Below are 17,157 nucleotides of genomic sequence, written 5' to 3'. Positions count from 1 at the left end.
CCTGAGCCCGTCGAAGGTCCGTATCGAAGCAGTCGCGCAACCCCGAACCTTCGATACGCCATTTCGGCAAGCTCAATGGCTACTCAGGACGAACGGCAATAGTTGGTTCAAGCCGCCTTCGCCTGCTTGAAGCTCCGCGCGCCGGCGGAAATCTTCTCGATGGCTTCGGCGATGTGGCTTTCCTCGATCACGAGGGGCGGCAGGATGCGCAGCACATTCTGCCCCGCCGACACGGCCAGCAGCCCGTGATGATCGCGCAGATGCCCGACAAAGGCGCGCGCATCATAAGCGTCCTTCATCCTGACGCCCAGCATCAGGCCCATGCCGCGCACATCGGCGAACATGTCGTCATGATTGGGGATGAGCTGTTCCAGCGCAGCGCGCAGGCGCGCGCCCATGGTCTTCACATGGTCGAGGAAACCATCGGCCAGCACTTCGTCGAGCACCGTAAGCCCCACCGCCATGGCGAGCGGATTGCCGCCATAGGTCGATCCATGGGTGCCGAACACCATGCCCTTGGCCGCTTCCTCGGTCGCCAGGCACGCGCCGAGCGGAAAGCCGCCGCCAATGCCCTTGGCCACGGCCATGACGTCGGGCGTGACGCCATATTGTTCATGGGCGAAGAAAGTGCCGGTGCGCGCATAGCCGCACTGCACTTCGTCAAGGATGAGCAACAGCCCCCGTTCGTCGCACAGCCGGCGCAGGCCCTTCAGGAACTCCTGCGTTGCCGGGGTCACGCCGCCTTCGCCCTGCACCGGCTCCAGCAGGAAACCGGCGGTATTGTCGTCAACCGCGGCGGTCGCGGCCTCAAGGTCGTTGAAGGGCACGACCTGGAAACCAGGCAGCAGCGGTTCGAAACCGTCGCGCATCTTGGGCTGGCTGGTGGCCGAAATCGTGCCGAGCGTCCGCCCGTGAAAGGCGTTGTCGAAGCTGATGATCTTGTGCCGGTGCGCTTCGCCATTGGCAAAATGATAGCGGCGCGCGGTCTTGATCGCGCATTCCACCGCTTCCGCGCCCGAATTGGTGAAGAAGACGGTGTCGGCGAATGTGTTGTCGACCAGTTTCTGCGCGAATTCCTCCCCCAGCGGCATGCCGTAGAGGTTGGACGTGTGCATCAGGGTCGCGGCCTGATCGGCGATCGTCTTGACCAGCCGGGGATGTCCATGGCCGAGCAGATTGACGGCGATGCCGCTGGCGAAATCGAGATAGCGCTCGCCGCGCTCGCCGATCAGATAGCAGCCCTCGCCTCGCACCGGACGCACATCGCACCGGGGGTAAACGGGCATGAGCGGCTTAATCGACATGGGCCTTACCTTTCTGGACTGATGTCTAAATCGTCAGATGCGCGGGGTTGCGCGAAACGCAAAAAGGCGGCCCCGCCGGACCGCCCTCATGCGAGCAACGCCTATACAGAGGGCTGATAGGGGGTGCAACCCCGCCGCCCGAGGCCAATGGCGCGGCGCTGGCCCTGATGAGGCGCCTGCCTTGCCTCAGCCGATCTGGTTCCAGGCTTCCGCGATTTCCGCGACGATGGCGCGTGCTTCGTCGACGGGCGCGGCGGAGCGCTCCTTGGCCCCGACCAGCAACAGGCGGCGCGCCTCGCGATAGATTTGCGCCAGGCCCGTGGCGACGTCGCCGCCCTTGTCGAAGTCCAGGCTGGATTCGAGCGCGAACAGGATCGACATGGCGCGGGCCTGCTTGTCCGACACCTTCATCCGGTCGCCATTGCGTTCGGCCAGCGCGGCCGCGTCGAGCGCCAGCAGCAATTCGTCGAACAGGATCTTGACCAGTCCGTGCGGGGTCGCCCCTTCGGTGCGGCTGCCCGAATGCACCGCCGCATAACGCCGCGCCGCCGAACCGCCTGCATAACCCTGATTGTAGAACATCGTCTTCCGTCCCGATTTAGTTATTGCTGTTGTTCCAGACCTCGATCTGCTGTTCGAGGTAGCTTTGCGTCGCCTTGAGCGCGCTGAGGCGCGTTTCCATCGCCGCGTAAACCTTGGTCAGATGCTCCTGATAATTGGCCATCTGATCGTCGAGCTTGTCGAGCTGCTCGGTAAAATCCTCGGCCAGCGCCTCATAGCGCTCCTGCGCCAGCTTGAGCGGGCCGTCATCCTTCTCGATCGAGTCGCGCACGCTGTCCATCAGGCTGGCAAGCCCCGGATTGGCGGCGGTCGAAACCTTGGGATTGACCATGTTGGTGACGCCCTCGGGGTCCGCCTCCATCGCCTGCGCCAGCATGTCGGTGTCGAGGCTGAGCGTGCCGTCGCGATTGGTCGTAACGCCGATATCGGCCAGCGTCTTGTAGGCGCCGGTGCCGCCCAGCGGGGTCGAGGTGATGGCGGCGAGCTGGCGCTTCATGTCGCGCACGCCGGACACGCCGTTCAGGACCCCGGCGCTCGACGAATCCGCGCCCGTCGCCGTCGCGGTGTTGAGCGCGGTCATCAGCGTATTATAGGCGCTGACAAATTCCTTGAGCAGGTCGGACAGGCCCGCCGTGGGCTGGGTCATCGACAAGGTGACGGTGGTGCCGGGCGACGCCTTGTTGAGGTCGATGCGCAGATAGTCGATCGCGCCGTCGACGGTGTTGCTGGCATATTCATAGGCGACGCCGTCCAGCGTGATCTTGGCGTTTTGCGGCGCCGACGTGCTGGACATGGTCGCGCTGTCCACGCCGTTCCAGGTCAGACCCGCCAGCACGCTGCCGCTGTCATCAGCGGTGGTGCTGATGGAGAAATCATTGGCCGCGCCGGTTTCGCCCTTGAACACCAGCCGCGTGCCGTTGGTATCCGTCACGACGCGCGCCGTGACGCCCGTCCCAGCCGCATTGATCGCGGCGGCCAGGCCGGCAAAGCTGTTGTTGGTCGAATCGATCGTGATGGTGGTCGCTTCGCCCGCCGCGTTGGTGATGGTGAAGCTGCCGGTGCCCACCGCACTGCTGCCCGTCGCGCCGGCGGTCGCGGCGGAAGACAGGACGCGCGCGGTCGCCAACTGGTCGACCGTCAGCTGCGCAGGCAGGCCCGACGGGCTACCGCCGCTCAGCAGCGTGACCGACGCGATGCTGCTGTCGTTGGACGACGCGGTGCCGGTATAGTCCGCGCCCGAGAGCACTTCGGTGAGCGCGTCGGCAAAGGTGTCGAGCGAGCTGATCGCAGAGGCGAGCGCGGAAATGCGCGAGCTGTTAAGCGACTGACGGCTGGTGATCGCCGATTCCTTCGGCTCGCGCGTCGCGCTGACCAGGCTGGAAACGAGCGAGGACGTGTCGATCCCCGATCCCGCGCCGAGCGCCGTCAAGATGCTGCTGCCTACCGAAGTCATTGGACCGTCCTTTCAAGAGGGTAGAACGGCGGTAGCGAAAAGACCTTTAGGAAAGATTTGCGGCGGGGCCGGATGGCGCTGCCCGGCCCGGTCTAATTGCCGGAAACCGCGACCTGCTCCACCGTTGCGCGGCGCAGATGCGCCTGCCCGGCATGGGCGTGACCGGCGCGCGCGACAATGCGGCGCGCGACGTCGGCGGCATGTTCCACCGCCTCCTTGCTGGCCGGCGGCAGGGGGACCAGCACCATGGGCTTGGGGATCATCGCCTGCACCGCATCCTGCGCCCGCGCCAGGTCGGTCGACCCGGCGTCGAGGTCAGCCAATATTTCGGCAATGCGGGCATGAACCTCGACATATTCGGCCAGACTGGCCAGTTCTTCCTGGCTGCTGCCGGTCAGGTCGGACTGCGGCAGGGCGCTTCGCTTGTCCTGGGCGAGCGCGTCGCTGGTCCGGTTGGCGGACACCGCCTGGATGGCAGGCACGGGCGATGACGCGCGGACGACCGCGCGGTCGACCGGCGACAATTCAGTTCGCGATACATAATCGTCCATGACGCACCATCCTCAGGCGTCCCCGTGAACAGAGAACGGATAGGCGAACTGATGCTTTAGGGCGCTGAGCAAAAAAATTTGTCGCCCGCGAAAAAAGACGCGGGACGCGACGGCATCAGCGCCGGTCAGAGCTTGCGCCCATCCGCATCGAAGCGCAGGTCGTCGGGCACGGTGATGAAGGGCCGGTCCATTTCGCCCGCCATCTTGTTTTCCACGCGAAAGACGAAGGCAAGGACGGTCGCCACCGCCATATACAGGCCTTCATTCACGATCTGCCCCGCGCGGCTGGTGAAGTAGATGGCGCGCGCGAGTTCGGGATATTGCAGCACGGTGACGCCATGGGTGTCGGCCAGGTCGCGGATCGAGGCGGCGATGGCGTCGCACCCCTTGGCGACGACCACGGGCGCCGCGTCCTGCCCCGGCTTGTAGCGCAGCGCGACCGCGAAATGGGTGGGGTTGGTGATGATGACGCTCGCTTCGGCGACGGCCTTGCGCGTGGAGCCGCTCAATACCTCGAACTGGCGGCGGCGGATATGCCCCTTGAGCTCGGGCGATCCTTCGCTTTCCTTATGCTCGTCCTTCACTTCCTGCTTGGTCATGCCCAGCCGCTTGGCGCGCTGCATGATCTGGGCAGGCACATCGATGCCCGCGATCAGGAACAGGCCGCCCGCCATGACCAGGCAGGTGAAGATGAAGATATTGCCGACGTCGGCGATGGCCGGCGCGATGCCGGCCTTGCCCAGGCCGGTAATTTCGCTCAGTCGGTCCCAGATGAGCCAGACGCCGATGCTGCCTAAGAGGCCGACCTTGGCGATCGACTTCATGAGTTCGATCAGCCCCTGCATCCCGAAGATGCGCTTGAGGCCCGACAGGGGGTTGAGCTTTTCGGGCTTGGGCGCGAACGCGCCGGGACGGAAGCCCAGCGAGCCAAGCAGCGCGGGCGCGGCGATGGCAGCCAGAAAGGTGGCGAGCATGACGCCGGAGACTGGCAGCGCGATGCTGGCGAGCAGATCCAGCCCGCGCTTGGCGGGCGAGAAGTCGACAATGTCCTCCCGCCGGATGCGCAGCGCCTCCACCAGCATGTCGCGCAGTGCGTCGATCAGCGACGGGCCGATGACCGCCAGGCACCCGATGCCCGCCATGACGACCATCGCCGTGCCCAGTTCGCGCGACTGGAGGATGTCGCCCTTCTTGGCGGCGTCCTGCAATTTCTTGGGTGTCGGCTTCTCGGTCTTTTCGCCGCCCTCGCTGCCGCCGGCCATGTCAGCGGCCCTCCGCGATGTGGCCGGCTTCGGTGAGCCCAGCCTTCAAGGCAGCGGTCATGCCTTCGGCCATGATCGGCGCGGCGATGGCGAGCAGGATAAGGCCCGCCATCATCGCCATCGGCATGCCGACCGCGAAAAGGTTGAGCGAAGGCGCGGCGCGCGACAGCATGCCCATGACGATCTGCACCAGCACCAGCGCAAAGCCGACAGGCAGCGCAACGGTCACACCCATGCCCAGCAGCGAACCGCCAAATTCGATGAGCCGCCAGATGGTGTCATTGGCCAATATGCCGCTGCTGGGCGGAATGGCGACATAGCTTTGCACGACGAAGCTGGCGAGCAGCAGGTGTCCGTCCATGCCCAGCAGGAGGAAAGTGGCGAGGATCGAGAGAAACTGGCCCAACACCTGTGTCCCCTGCCCCGAGGACGGATCGACCATGGCGGCGAAGTTGAGGCCCATGGCGTTGCCGATCGTTTCCCCCGCGACGAAGGCGGCGGCATAGCCGATCTGCACCGCGAACCCCATGGCGAGGCCGGCCAGCACTTCGCCCGCGACCATCAGCACGCCCTGGATGCTGGCGACGCCATCGGCCGGCAGCTGGATGGTGACGCTGTTGAGCGCGGCGAGGCCCAGCGCGAGCGCCAGGATCAGGCGCAGTTGAAGCGGCACGGCGGGCGCGCCGAACACCGGCGCGGCGATGAAGGCTGCGCCCGGCCGGATCATCGCGATCAGCCAGACCCACAGCTGGGTTTCGACGCCCGCAAAGCCCGGCGCGATCATCGCGCCCCCCTCATTGCAGCAGATCCGGGATGCGCTCGAAGATTTCGCGGGTGAAGTCGGCGATCAGCACCATGATCGACCCGCCGAACAGCACCAGCATCGCGCCGACGATGATGAGCTTTGGAATGAAGCTGAGCGTCTGTTCGTTGATGGATGTCGCCGCCTGGATCATGCCGATGACGAGGCCCGAAATCAGCGCCGGAATCAGGATCGGCGCGGCCGCTAGCGCCGTGATCCACAGCGCCTGCTGGGCAAGGCCCATGAAGAAATCGGCGTTTTCCATCGCCTAACGCTCTTCAACCGTTCGGTGAGTCGCGCTCATGTCGCGAACGACCCCGCCAGCGACCCCATCGTCAGCGCCCAGCCGTCGACCAGCACGAACAACAGCAATTTGAACGGCATGGAAATGATGGTGGGCGACAACATCATCATGCCCAGCGCCATCAGCGTCGACGCCACCACCAAGTCGATGATGAGGAAGGGCAGGAAGATCATGAAGCCGATCTGGAATGCGGTCTTGAGTTCGCTGGTGACGAAGGCGGGCAGCAGGATGGAAAAGGGAATGTCGGCGGGCGTGCGGAAAGCGGGCGCCTGCGCCAGATTGGCAAACAGCTTGAGGTCGCTTTCGCGCGTCTGCTTGCTCATGAAGCCGTGCAGCACCTTGGCCGACCGGCCGACCGCCTCCTCGATGCTGATCTGCCCCTTGCCATAGGGGTCGAAGGCCTGGGCGTTGATCGTGTCGATCGCGGGCCGCATCACGAACAGCGACAGGAACAGCGCAAGGCCCACCAGCACCTGGTTGGGCGGCGTCTGTTGCAGGCCCAGCGCCTGGCGCAGCAGCGACAGGACGATGATGATGCGGGTGAAGCTGGTCATCATGAGCACGAGCGACGGCAGCACCGTCAGCAGGCTCATGAGAATCAGGATTTGCAGCGATAGCGATAGCGACCGGCCGTCGCCCGACACCTGCCCCAGCGCGCGGGTCAGCGCGCCGCCATTGTCGACCGGCGACGCGGCGGGCGCGGCCTGGGCGAAGGCGGGGACGGCGAAAAGAAACAGGGCCAGCAACACACAGATCGTCATTCCCGCGAAAGCGGGAATCCATCTCGCGCCATTATATCCGGTTGCCATCGTCGGGAGATGGGTCCCCGCTTTCGCGGGAATGACGGGAAAGGGCTGGTCAGCGCAAGCGGGCATGATCGCCTTCCGCGATCTTTTCGATGCGGCCGCGTGTTACGGCGACGAGGATCTTCTTCCCCTCAAACTCCACCACGGCCAGCTTGCCGAACGTGCCCATGGGCAGCGCCTCCAGCAGCTTGAGCGAGCGATCCCCCTGCCCAGCGCCGATCATGCCGGGCTGATATTTGCGCCACAGCCACAAGGCGCCGAACGCCATGCCGCCCACCAGCGGCAGCAGGATCAGCAACTTGACGAAATACCAGACCATATCGAGCCGCCCGCTATCATGGTTAACCCCGCTTGTGCGATCCGCAGTTTCGCGCGCAAAGGCAAGGGCAAATTGGCCAGCGTGCGATCAGCCGCGCCGTTCGATCCCGGCAAGCCGGTTTTCGGTCGCCGCAATATCGACGATGCGAATGCCATAGCGCCCGTTCACCGTCACCACCTCGCCCTTGGCGATCAGCGCGCCATTGACCATGATGTCTAGCAGGTCGTCGGCCTGGCGATCGAGTTCGACGATGGAGCCTTCGGCCAGGTCCATGACTTCGGCGAGGCGCAGCGACGTGGAGCCGACCTCCACCGACATGCGCACCGGAATATCGGCCAGCAGCTTGAACTGGCGGTTGTTGGTCATTTTGCTGACCGGGTCTTCGGGCCGCTCCATCCGGGGGGCTTCGCTCATGTCGCTCATTGGTCGGTTTCCTGTGCAAGCTTTTCGATCTGGAAGGCGGCGCGGCCATCCTGTTCGCCGATCGTGCCATGGGCGACGATGCGGTTTCCAACGATCAGCGGCAGCGCGCGGCCGATCGTCACGGGGATCACGTCACCGACCTTGAGGTCCATCAGGTCGGCAAGCGAGAGATTGGGGCGGGCCAGCACCGTGCGGGCCGGCAGGCGGATGTCGCGCATGCGCCGCGCGATGCGTCCCTGCCAGACCGGATCGGCCTGGTCATCGTCGGCGGGCACCTTGGCGCCGGTCAGCGCCTCGACCGCCCGGAGCGCCGACAGGGGGAACAGCAGGTCGATTGGCCATTCCTGCTCGCGCGTCAGCGTGACGACGAAGCGTTGCAGCACCATCTGGTCGGCCGGCTGCGCGGCCGCGGCATAGCCAACGCCCGTTTCGCGCAGGATGAGCGACGCGTCGAGCGGCAACACATCGGCCCAGTTTTCGACCATCCGCGCCATCAATGTTTCGGAAATTCGCGCGATCAGCCGGTCTTCGGTCGGCGTGAATTCGCCGCGCACGGGCAGCGGGCGATTGCCGATGCCGCCATAGAAGCAATCGACCAGCGTCGAGATCATGCCCGCGTCCAGCCGCAGCAGCATCTGCCCCTTGAGCGGCAAGATGCGATAAAGCGAAATGCTGGTGAAGGCTGGCACTTGCGCGCTCCAGGCGGCGAAGTCCAGCACGCAGGCGTCCTGCGCCTCCACATTGGGGCGCACGCCGGCAATCGGTTCGATCAGCGCGCGAATGCGCCGGCCGAGCTTTTCGCCCAGCCGGTCGAGCCCGGACAGCATCACGGGCGCCTGCAATTCCCCGCGCCCGAAGGCGAAGGATTGAACGTCGGTCGTCATCTTGGTCCCCTGCCCGCATCAGGTCAGGGGACATCCCGACCCTCTTCAGGCGGCCCTATTGAATAACGAAATTGGTAAAATAAACGTTATCAACGCCGCCATAGCCGGTTTTCTGCTTCAAAATATCGTTGATGATCGTCTTGATCTTGCCCTGAAGCATCTGCTTGCCCCTGGGGGTGTCCAGCACCTCCTGCGGCTGCTGGGCCAGCATCATCAGCACCTGGCTGCGGATCGCCATTTCATGCGTCTTGATCGCTTCGACCACGCGCATGTCATAATAGGTCGATACCGCGACCGAAATCTGGGCGAAGGCGTCGGTGTCGCTCATGTTGGAGGTGAAGGGCGCCTGCAACTGGAAATAGGTTGCCTGATAGGCGGCCGGATTGGCCGGAGTGGGCAGGTCGATGCCCTTGCCATGGGGCATGGCGTGGATCGCGCCGGCCTCGCCATGCGGGGCGGCATGAGCCTTGGCGATCTCTTCGGCGCTTTCGCCCGCCAGCACCAGCACGGGCTTGTTCGGGTCTTCCTTGGGGCCTTCCTCCTTCGCGCCGAAGAAGCCGGCGGCATACAGACCGCCCGCCGCGCCCGCGCCGCCGACGATGACGCCGACGACCAGCAGCAGGATCATCTTCATGCCCCCGCCCTTTTTCTTCTTCGCCTTGGGTTCATCGCTCATGGTCTAGGTCCCCTGGGATGGGCGCGGATCACGCATAGCGCGCGCGCACTGTGTCGCGGGCGCTGTTGCCCGCCTCCTCAGAGTCCATAACGACCGGCCCGTCGCCATTTTTATGCAACTGCGCGATATTTTCGCGACCCTGCCGGCCCTGCATCTGCGACTGGGCAGCCCCCTGGCCCGATCCTTGGCCCTGGGCCTGCCACTGATTGGCGGATGATTGTTGTTGCTGGTCGGATGGTGAACCATTCTGGTTAGATGAGCTGTCAGCGCGAGCCGGTTCGGTGATATGCGCCGCGCGCTCGACTCGCACGTCATGGATGCGCGCGCCGGAAAAGGCGGGATCGCGTTTCAGCTGGTCGCTGTCCTGACGCAGCGCCAGTTCAGCCGCTTCGCTGGCGACGGTAAGGCTTACCGCCGCGCCGTTCGCGCCCTGGCGGATATCGACCTGAACGGGGCCAAGCTGGTCGGCGTTGATCTGGAACCGGCCCTGCGCGCCATTGGTGGACAGGCCGGCAATGTCGCGCGCCAGCCCGTCGATCCACTGGCCCGACACGCCCATGTCGACCATCTGCGCGCCAAGGCTGGCAGACAGGTCGATGGCGGGCGTGGCGATTGGCGCGATCGGCGTAACGGCATGGGGTGCCGGCGCGAGCAGCGGCGCGGTTGCGGCATGTGCCGGCGTGGAGGACGCCGTCGGTGAAGCGGCCGCAACCGACGCGGTGTCGTTGGCGACGGTGCGTTGATCATCGCCACGCGCTTCGACAGGTGCGGCGGCGCGCCCAGTCATCTGATCACGCACCAGCTGAAGCAAGGACACGGCCTCGGCCCGAACCCGCTGCACCATCGGGCGCGCCGCATCGGACGGCCTATCCGGCTGCGCTGCGACCGGTTCAGCTATGTCAATGGCGGGCGGAACGACAGCGGCCTGCGATGCTACGGACTGCATGGTCGCGCGATTGGCCGGAGCGGTCAATACGCCGTCGGTTTCTGGCGTCGGCGTCTCGACACTCATGCGCGCGCCTGCGGCCTCACGCGGCGCGGCGATCGGGCTTGGCGGGATCGCATCGGCTTCGACGGCAAGCGCGTCGGGCGCGGCTTGCGGCAGAGGACTGGCGGGCATGGACTGGTCCGCGCTTGGCGTGGAAGCCACGGGCGGCTTTATCTCAGCGACGGGCGCGGCCGGTGCTCCCGCCGATATGGTGGCTGCGGCGGCGCGTGGGGCGGTGACTTGGACGACCGGGTCAGCATTCGCCAAAGCCGGCGTGGCATTCTGGTCGACGCTGCCGGCGGGCTTGGCGATCGGCGTCGTCGCAGCGGCTATCGCAGGCATCGTTTCCGTGCCCAAATCATCGGCCGGCATGATCGGGCCGGGGGTGGATATCGTCGAGGCGACCGTCGCAGGCTCCGTTCGCACCGACCTGCTCGCAACGACGGGACGGGAGGGATTGACCTGGAGCATGTCGTCCGCGACCGGCACCGATGCGCTTGCGGACATATGCTGGCTATCTTGCGCCGGCGCGGCGTCGGACAGCGAAACGGACAACTGAGGCGCTTTTGCAGATTGCTGGAGAGGCGGAGAGGCTGCGGCCAAATTCGCCGCCGCGACGCCATCAACGCTGGCGTGAATCGCGGCTGGCTGCGGCTCTACTGGCAGGGAAGTCGCTGGCGGCACGGGAACCGCCTTTTCCTCGACCGGCATTGGCGACGGCGCGACAGGCGCTTGCGCATAGGGCTTGGAAACGTCCACCATCGGGACTGGGATATCGGCTGATGTAGCCACGGGTGGCGGCGTCAGGCCTGCGCTTCGCGGCGATATGCCCGCGTCGCCTTCCGGGTCGGCCGACTTTGCCACGGCCTGTGCTGCGCGCGGCTGCGCCGACATAGCGGGTTGCGATGGAGTGCCGCGCGCGACGACCGGCGCAGGCGCAGCGCTGATTGGCGCGCTGACTGCGGCAGCAGCCTGAGGCAATGGCGCAGGAGTCGGGATCGCCATCGCGGGCGTGGGCATCATCATGTCTTGCGCCTGATCCGTCGGCGCCCTCGTGTCGGGAGTGGCCGGTTGCGTCATCGGCTCGTCGTCGCTCGCTTCGGATGAAGGCACCGGCGTTTGCGGGCTTTCGACCGCGCCGCGTTGGGCCGGCCCGGCGACATTTTGGTCATCAGAGCCGCGCAGGACGACTTCGGGTGCCGGGGAGGCGACTGCTGTTATCGACACCGCTTCGGTCGGCATCGCCAAGGGTGATACCGTTTCTTCCATGTCCGATGGCGCGCCGACAACGGCCAAAGGCGACAGGTCGCCCTCGTCAGGGACGGGCAACTGGTCCGCTGGCTCATTCGCGGGAATGGAGATAACCGCGCTTGCAATAATGTTCGCAATCGCTGTCGGCGCGGCCACCGTTTGAAGCGCTACACTTGGCTGCCTGGAGGGGCTGCGGGATTCTGTCGGCCTGTTAGGGGTCGGCAGCACCACATTCGGCGTTTCAACCCCTTCGACGTCGGGCAGCGGGTTCGGTCCGGTAGCCTTGGCGGCAATGTCAGCCGCATCCTCGACCTGTGCCAGTGGCGCAGGCGTTGCCTGCTCGGTCTGGACCGTCGCCCCTACCCCGACCGGCGCGCGATCGGCGGCGACAACGGCATCGGGCATCGCAGCCGTCGAGGCGGGCGATGCAGGTAGCGCAAAGGCAGCGACTTCTCCCGCTGCCGGGGCCTTGGCAGACGTCGCTGACCCCGCCGGGACAGTCACGGGCGTTACAGACTGAGCAGCGCCGAGAAATTGCGCGAAATCCGCGCCGCCTTCTGTCGGAATGACCATGGGCGTGGCGCCGCCGGACACGGCCGTAGGAAACAGCAGGGCCTTGAGGCTGGTCAACATGGTCATGGCTCAACGATCCTCATTGCGCTGCATCCGCCGATAGCGCGGCAAAGCGGCAAGCTTGTTCTCCCGCCACTCCTCCAGGTTCGCGCGGGCGCGGTCCTTGAGGCGGCTGGCAATTTCCTTTTCGCGGTTCGCTGCAAGAGTCATGCCTTCTTTGGCCTCGACATTGCGGCGAGCGTCATAGAGCGCGCCATCAAGCTGGCGGCTGGCCTGCTCCAGTCGCGTCGCGAGCTCCTGCATCGCGGCGAAAGACGCGCCATTGGCCATCCCCTGCGTCTCGAACAATTCGTTGCGCACGGCGCGCAGCCGCTCCAGATTATGGGCGATGCCATTGGCTTCGTCGCGGGCACGCGCGGTTTCGGCCACCGCCATCGAATGCTGGACCGCGCGCACGCGCAGCACGCGCTGGCGGCGATTGACCAGCCCCTTCATGCGCCAAAGCCGGCAATGAGCGCGGCGGCGCTGGTATCGAGGTCGATGCGGCTTTTCTGGTCCTGCCGGATGAAGTCGAGGATTTCCTGCCGGCGCTTGACCGCTTCGTCGATCGCCGGGTCATTGCCGGGGCGATAGGCGCCCATCAGGATGAGGTCGCGATTTTCCTCATAGGCGGCCCACAGGCGGCGATAGCCGGCCGCGGCGGCGCGATGCGCATCGGGCACGACGTCGGCCATGACGCGCGACAGGGACTTCCCGATGTCGATGGCGGGAAAGATCGCCTGTTCCGACAATTGGCGCGACAGCACGAAATGCCCGTCGACGATTGCGCGGGCGGCATCGACGATCGGGTCGTCGGTGTCGTCGCCATCGGCCAATACGGTATAGAGCGCGGTGATCGACCCGCCGGTGCGCGCGTCGACGCCGGCGCGCTCGACGAGGCGGGGAATGAGCGCGAGGGCGGAAGGCGGATAGCCCTTCATCGCCGGCGGCTCACCCAGCGCCAGCCCGATTTCGCGCTGGGCATGGGCGCAGCGCGTCAGGCTGTCGATCAGCAGCAGTACCTTCTTGCCACGGGCGCGGAAATATTCGGCGATGGCGGTCGCGCGGGCGGCCGCGCGCAGGCGCAGCACCGGGGGATGATCGGCGGGCACGGCGACGACGATCGATTTGTGCATCGCGTTCTTGAGCTTGGTTTCGAGGAAGTCGCTGACTTCGCGCCCACGTTCGCCGATCAGGCCGGTGACGACGATGTCGGCTTCCGCGCCGGCGATCATCTGACCCATCAGGACAGACTTGCCGACGCCCGACCCCGCGATGATCGCAATGCGCTGGCCGCGCCCGGCGGTGAGCAGCGCGTTGACCGCACGCACGCCCAGGTCAAAGGGTTCGGTGACGCGGCCGCGATCAAGGACATTGCCCTTGACCCCGTTGAGCGGCCAGGTGCCGCCGGCGATGATCGGCCCCTTGCGGTCCAGCGGCTGGCCCATGGCGTCGATGACGCGGCCGATCAGGCCATCGCCCACCTGCACCATGTTCGCCTGGCTATCGGGTTCGACACGGATGCCATTTTCCAGCGGCGCGTCGGCGTCGAGCGGCACCAGCAGGGTGCGGTCGCCGCGAAAGCCGACGACTTCGGCGCGGCAGATGGACCCATCGCTCGCCAGTACCCGCGCGCCCGATCCGATCGGGCGGCGAAAGCCGGTGACTTCCAGCATGCCCGCATCATGGCTGACCAGCCGGCCGACATGACGCGGCGCGCGGTTCTGCACCTGGAGATGATCGAACAGATGTTCCGCTTGACGCAGCGCCGCCTGGATCATGATTTGCCTTCCATGTCATCCATCAGCGCGCGAAGGCGAGACAGGCGCACGTCCGGGCCATCCTCGACCCAGCCGTCCGCCGTTTCCAGCCGGACGCAACCGCGATGCATGCTCTTGTCAGCGACCATCGGCACGCCGATCGTTTCGCCCTCCAGCAGGGCGACGTCGTCGGGGTGCAGGTGCAGCGCGCTTCTGTCCTGATTGCTTTCGATGAAGGCCGCGACGGTGTCGCACCGGTCGACCAGCCGTTCCAGATCAATCTCCACCTCGCCCACAATCTGTTCGACCAGGCGCACGACCGTGGCGGACAACATCGTCGACAACATGCCGCTGGGCGCGGGCGCGAGCAGCTCCAGCGCTTCGGCCAGACGTGCGCGTGCATCGGCATCGGCGGCATTGGCTTCGGCGGTGACGCGGCAGCCTTCGTCAAACCCCAGCGTGAAGGCCTCCATACGGGCTTCCTCGACCAGATCGACTTCCGGCTCCACCTCGACCACGGCGCCGCGCATCGCGGCGGTCAGCTGGCCCGGAGGCGCGGTATAGAGGCTGCGAAAGCCGCCTTCAGCCGGACGGAAGCCTGCAACCGTCACCGGCGCGACGTCCTGAACCGCCTCTGCGCCCCAGATCCTAGACAAAGTCATTGCCCTTTCCGCCGAGCATGATGGTGCCGGCGTCCGCCATGCGGCGCGCGGTCGCGATGATGAGTTTCTGCGCGTCGATCACTTCGGCCAGGCGAATGGGGCCACGTTCCTCGATCTCGTCGGCGATCGCCTGCGCCGCGCGCGCGGACATGCAGCTGAAAATCTTGCCCTTGAGCAGGTCGTTCGCACCCTTGAGCGCGACCACCAGCACCGTATTGTCGATCGTGCGCATCAGCGTGCCGAGATTCTTGTCGTCCATGTCGATGAGGTTGTCGAAGACGAACATCTCCTCCTCGATCGTCTGGGCGATCATCTTGTCGCGCTTGGCGACGGCCTTCATGATCCGTTGTTCATTATCCTTGCGGACATTGTTCATGATCGCGGCCGCCTCGACCGTGCCGCCGCGCTGCGAGGCCGCGCCCTGCTTGGAGGCGGGACCGCGCAGCAACAGCTGCTCCAGATCCTCCAGCGCCTCGTTCGACACAGGGCCGAGCGTGGCGATGCGATAGACGATTTCCTCCTGATATTCGGACGGCAGCAATTGCAGCACGTCGGCCGCGACCGGCGCTTCCAGATGCGCCAGCACGATCGCCATGATCTGCGGATGCTCCATTTCGATGAGCACCGCGATTTCCTTGGCGTCCATCCATTTGAGCATCTCCAGCTGCGTGGAGCGGGTCGGCGGCGTGATGCGCGCCAGGATGGTTTCCGCGCGTTCCTCGCCCAGCGCCTTGGTCATCGCGCCGCGAATATGGCGGGTCGCGCCATAGCCGATGGTGGTGCGCTTCTTGGCCTTGGTGACGAAATGGTCGAGCGCCTCGTTCACTTCCTCGGGATCGACATCCTGCACGTCATACATGGCATAGCCCAGCTGGCGCACTTCGTCGGGTTCCAGGCGCGACAGGATCTGCGCGGCCTCATCCTCGTTGAACAGCATCAGCAGGACGGCGGCGGCGGCGCTGCCCTTGAGCGCCTCGGGACGGCCGGGGACGATCTCAGGCATTTTCCTTTTCCTTCTTGGCGTCCTTCAGCAGATCGCGCACCACCAGGGCCGCGCGATCCGGGTCCTGTTTCACGAAGTTGCGAATGAGGTCGGCGCGCTGCGCATAGTCGTAGGTGGACGAAATCATGTCGAGCGTCACCGGAGCGGCCGGGTCGGCCGGATTGGCGACCGCCTGCTTGGTAAGTTCGGTCGAGATGGCCTGACCGATCACCTGCTGCTGTTCGGCCCGCTGCGCGGCGGCGGCCTCCTGTGCGGCGGCGCGGCGTTTGAGCAGCGGACGACCGATGCCGAAGATCACCAGCAGCGCGACCAGCAGGGCCGACACATTGCGCGCCAGCGGCGCGATCCAGTCGGCCTCATACCAGGGCGTTTCAGCGGCCGGTTCCTTGACGAAGCTGCGCGAGGAGAGTGCGACGACGTCGCCACGCGTCTGGTCGAAACCGACCGCACCCTTCACCAGTGCCTCCAGCGCCGCGATTTCCTGCGGCGAACGAGGCTTGCCGTCCGGGCCATTATCCAGCGCGACGGCGACCGACAGCCGCTTGACCGTGCCGGTGGCGTCGCGGACGACGGACACTTCGCGGCCCAGTTCGAAATTGCGATTGAAGGTTTCTTCCGTCTTCATCAGCGGGTCGCCGGGCGTGCCGGGAGCCTGCGCCTGCGCGGTCTGGCCCTGCGTCACCGCCTGGCCATTGGGGTTGGTCTGCGTGACAGTGGGATTGACCGGCGCCTGGTTGCTGAGCGCGCCGGGAATGCCGCTCGCCTCTCCCTTGCCCTGGCCGCGCGGATCGGACGCCCAGCTGCCGGTTTCGCTGCGCAGCCGCGCCTCGTCCTGCGGATAGGTTTCGCGGGTCGCCTGGCGTTCGGCGAAATTCAGTTCGGCATGAACTTCGGTCGAAAAATTGCCCTCGCCCAGAATCGGCGTCAGCAGCGCGATCACCGACTGACGATAGCGATCCTCGATCTTGCCCTGCATCGCCAGTTGGCGATCATCGCCCGCATTGCCGTCATTGTCGGTCAGCAACCGGCCATTCTGGTCGACCAGCGAAATATCGTCCGGGCTGAGTTCGGGAATGGACGATGCGACGAGATGCACGATCGCGCTGACCTGCTGCTGGGTCAGCTGCCGGCCCTGCGCCAGGCGCAGCATCACCGACGCCGACGGCTTGGTGCGTTCGCGCAGGAACACGCTGGGCGGTTCGACGGCCAGATGCACCTTGGCGCTTTCGACGCTGTCGATCGCCTCGATCGTGCGGGCCAGATCCATTTCGCGGGCCGAGCGCAACTTTTCACCCTCGACCGCGCGGCTGGCGCCCATCGGCAGGCTGTCGATCATGCTGTTGCCGTCGGGCGCGCTCTTGGGCAGGCCCTGCGCGGCGAGCATCATCTTCGCCTTGAAATAATCATCCTCCGCGACCGTCATCGCGCCGGAATTGTCGAAGTCGTAGCGCACGCCATTCTGGTCCAGCACCTGCGCGACGGCCGATTTGTCGGAATCGGGCAGTCCCCGGAACAGGTCGCGCTGCGGCGGCTCGC

Annotated in this window: 18 protein-coding genes; all 18 read right to left on the bottom strand. The window is 65.8% G+C overall.

Annotation, left to right across the window (positions count from 1 at the left end; all coding sequences use genetic code 11):
- Positions 1–107: 107 nt before the first annotated feature.
- Positions 108–1,304, bottom strand: coding sequence for an aspartate aminotransferase family protein (locus SAB01S_RS17105; RefSeq protein ID WP_062734538.1), 1,197 nt, complete (start codon positions 1,302–1,304; stop codon positions 108–110).
- Between the two features lie 186 nt (positions 1,305–1,490).
- Entirely contained in the window at positions 1,491–1,886 is a 396-nt protein-coding gene (locus SAB01S_RS17100; RefSeq protein WP_021228765.1) for a flagellar export chaperone FliS, read from the bottom strand.
- Between the two features lie 16 nt (positions 1,887–1,902).
- Positions 1,903–3,318, bottom strand: a complete 1,416-nt coding sequence (gene fliD, locus SAB01S_RS17095) for a flagellar filament capping protein FliD (RefSeq protein ID WP_062734537.1) — start codon at positions 3,316–3,318, stop codon at positions 1,903–1,905.
- A 92-nt stretch (positions 3,319–3,410) separates the two neighbouring features.
- Positions 3,411–3,869, bottom strand: a complete 459-nt coding sequence (locus tag SAB01S_RS17090; RefSeq protein WP_062734535.1) for a hypothetical protein — start codon at positions 3,867–3,869, stop codon at positions 3,411–3,413.
- A 125-nt stretch (positions 3,870–3,994) separates the two neighbouring features.
- On the bottom strand, positions 3,995–5,131 hold the full coding sequence (gene flhB / locus SAB01S_RS17085; RefSeq protein ID WP_062734534.1) for a flagellar type III secretion system protein FlhB: 1,137 nt from the start codon (positions 5,129–5,131) through the stop codon (positions 3,995–3,997).
- Position 5,132: 1 nt separating this feature from the next.
- On the bottom strand, positions 5,133–5,915 hold the full coding sequence (gene fliR, locus SAB01S_RS17080; protein WP_021228769.1) for a flagellar biosynthetic protein FliR: 783 nt from the start codon (positions 5,913–5,915) through the stop codon (positions 5,133–5,135).
- A gap of 10 nt (positions 5,916–5,925) precedes the next feature.
- A complete protein-coding gene (gene fliQ / locus SAB01S_RS17075; protein WP_021228770.1) occupies positions 5,926–6,198 on the bottom strand; it encodes a flagellar biosynthesis protein FliQ in 273 nt (90 codons plus the stop codon).
- A 35-nt stretch (positions 6,199–6,233) separates the two neighbouring features.
- A complete protein-coding gene (gene fliP, locus SAB01S_RS17070; RefSeq protein WP_157078385.1) occupies positions 6,234–6,998 on the bottom strand; it encodes a flagellar type III secretion system pore protein FliP in 765 nt (254 codons plus the stop codon).
- A 97-nt stretch (positions 6,999–7,095) separates the two neighbouring features.
- The gene (locus SAB01S_RS17065; RefSeq protein WP_009820836.1) at positions 7,096–7,362 is read right to left on the bottom strand and encodes a FliO/MopB family protein; all 267 of its coding nucleotides are present in this window, start codon (positions 7,360–7,362) and stop codon (positions 7,096–7,098) included.
- An 87-nt stretch (positions 7,363–7,449) separates the two neighbouring features.
- Positions 7,450–7,785: a flagellar motor switch protein FliN gene (fliN, locus tag SAB01S_RS17060; protein ID WP_009820835.1), complete on the bottom strand. Its 336-nt coding sequence runs from the start codon at positions 7,783–7,785 to the stop codon at positions 7,450–7,452.
- Positions 7,782–8,669: a flagellar motor switch protein FliM gene (locus SAB01S_RS17055; RefSeq protein WP_174525679.1), complete on the bottom strand. Its 888-nt coding sequence runs from the start codon at positions 8,667–8,669 to the stop codon at positions 7,782–7,784. Before SAB01S_RS17055 ends, fliN begins: the two co-directional genes overlap by 4 nt.
- 55 nt (positions 8,670–8,724) lie before the next feature.
- The gene (locus tag SAB01S_RS17050; protein ID WP_062734531.1) at positions 8,725–9,345 is read right to left on the bottom strand and encodes a flagellar basal body-associated FliL family protein; all 621 of its coding nucleotides are present in this window, start codon (positions 9,343–9,345) and stop codon (positions 8,725–8,727) included.
- A 28-nt stretch (positions 9,346–9,373) separates the two neighbouring features.
- The gene (locus SAB01S_RS18550) at positions 9,374–12,223 is read right to left on the bottom strand and encodes a flagellar hook-length control protein FliK (RefSeq protein WP_062734529.1); all 2,850 of its coding nucleotides are present in this window, start codon (positions 12,221–12,223) and stop codon (positions 9,374–9,376) included.
- Positions 12,224–12,226: 3 nt separating this feature from the next.
- On the bottom strand, positions 12,227–12,652 hold the full coding sequence (locus SAB01S_RS17040) for a hypothetical protein (RefSeq protein ID WP_062734527.1): 426 nt from the start codon (positions 12,650–12,652) through the stop codon (positions 12,227–12,229).
- Complete coding sequence (locus tag SAB01S_RS17035) at positions 12,649–13,977, bottom strand: FliI/YscN family ATPase (protein ID WP_062734525.1); 1,329 nt, start codon at positions 13,975–13,977, stop codon at positions 12,649–12,651. Before SAB01S_RS17035 ends, SAB01S_RS17040 begins: the two co-directional genes overlap by 4 nt.
- Positions 13,974–14,618, bottom strand: a complete 645-nt coding sequence (locus tag SAB01S_RS17030) for a FliH/SctL family protein (RefSeq protein WP_062734524.1) — start codon at positions 14,616–14,618, stop codon at positions 13,974–13,976. Before SAB01S_RS17030 ends, SAB01S_RS17035 begins: the two co-directional genes overlap by 4 nt.
- On the bottom strand, positions 14,605–15,621 hold the full coding sequence (gene fliG, locus SAB01S_RS17025) for a flagellar motor switch protein FliG (RefSeq protein WP_021228778.1): 1,017 nt from the start codon (positions 15,619–15,621) through the stop codon (positions 14,605–14,607). Before fliG ends, SAB01S_RS17030 begins: the two co-directional genes overlap by 14 nt.
- Positions 15,614–17,157 (bottom strand): flagellar basal-body MS-ring/collar protein FliF (fliF, locus tag SAB01S_RS17020; protein WP_062734522.1); only part of this gene is annotated, 1,544 nt, incomplete at its 5' end. The genes fliF and fliG, both read right to left, overlap by 8 nt.

It is taken from the genome of Sphingobium abikonense NBRC 16140 (assembly GCF_001598335.1).
GTDB classification, from domain to species: Bacteria; Pseudomonadota; Alphaproteobacteria; order Sphingomonadales; family Sphingomonadaceae; genus Sphingobium; species Sphingobium abikonense.
Note: the sequence above shows the minus strand (reverse complement) of the source record. Positions and strands in the feature narration are given on the sequence as shown.

What these genes read in the sequence shown, in the direction of transcription:
- SAB01S_RS17105 (WP_062734538.1), bottom strand. Translation starts at nt 1,304, where the DNA reads ATGTCGATTAAGCCGCTCATGCCCGTTTACCCCCGGTGCGATGTGCGT.
- SAB01S_RS17100 (WP_021228765.1), bottom strand. Translation starts at nt 1,886, where the DNA reads ATGTTCTACAATCAGGGTTATGCAGGCGGTTCGGCGGCGCGGCGTTAT.
- fliD (WP_062734537.1), bottom strand. Translation starts at nt 3,318, where the DNA reads ATGACTTCGGTAGGCAGCAGCATCTTGACGGCGCTCGGCGCGGGATCG.
- SAB01S_RS17090 (WP_062734535.1), bottom strand. Translation starts at nt 3,869, where the DNA reads ATGGACGATTATGTATCGCGAACTGAATTGTCGCCGGTCGACCGCGCG.
- flhB (WP_062734534.1), bottom strand. Translation starts at nt 5,131, where the DNA reads ATGGCCGGCGGCAGCGAGGGCGGCGAAAAGACCGAGAAGCCGACACCC.
- fliR (WP_021228769.1), bottom strand. Translation starts at nt 5,915, where the DNA reads ATGATCGCGCCGGGCTTTGCGGGCGTCGAAACCCAGCTGTGGGTCTGG.
- fliQ (WP_021228770.1), bottom strand. Translation starts at nt 6,198, where the DNA reads ATGGAAAACGCCGATTTCTTCATGGGCCTTGCCCAGCAGGCGCTGTGG.
- fliP (WP_157078385.1), bottom strand. Translation starts at nt 6,998, where the DNA reads ATGACGATCTGTGTGTTGCTGGCCCTGTTTCTTTTCGCCGTCCCCGCC.
- SAB01S_RS17065 (WP_009820836.1), bottom strand. Translation starts at nt 7,362, where the DNA reads ATGGTCTGGTATTTCGTCAAGTTGCTGATCCTGCTGCCGCTGGTGGGC.
- fliN (WP_009820835.1), bottom strand. Translation starts at nt 7,785, where the DNA reads ATGAGCGACATGAGCGAAGCCCCCCGGATGGAGCGGCCCGAAGACCCG.
- SAB01S_RS17055 (WP_174525679.1), bottom strand. Translation starts at nt 8,669, where the DNA reads ATGACGACCGACGTTCAATCCTTCGCCTTCGGGCGCGGGGAATTGCAG.
- SAB01S_RS17050 (WP_062734531.1), bottom strand. Translation starts at nt 9,345, where the DNA reads ATGAGCGATGAACCCAAGGCGAAGAAGAAAAAGGGCGGGGGCATGAAG.
- SAB01S_RS18550 (WP_062734529.1), bottom strand. Translation starts at nt 12,223, where the DNA reads ATGACCATGTTGACCAGCCTCAAGGCCCTGCTGTTTCCTACGGCCGTG.
- SAB01S_RS17040 (WP_062734527.1), bottom strand. Translation starts at nt 12,652, where the DNA reads ATGAAGGGGCTGGTCAATCGCCGCCAGCGCGTGCTGCGCGTGCGCGCG.
- SAB01S_RS17035 (WP_062734525.1), bottom strand. Translation starts at nt 13,977, where the DNA reads ATGATCCAGGCGGCGCTGCGTCAAGCGGAACATCTGTTCGATCATCTC.
- SAB01S_RS17030 (WP_062734524.1), bottom strand. Translation starts at nt 14,618, where the DNA reads ATGACTTTGTCTAGGATCTGGGGCGCAGAGGCGGTTCAGGACGTCGCG.
- fliG (WP_021228778.1), bottom strand. Translation starts at nt 15,621, where the DNA reads ATGCCTGAGATCGTCCCCGGCCGTCCCGAGGCGCTCAAGGGCAGCGCC.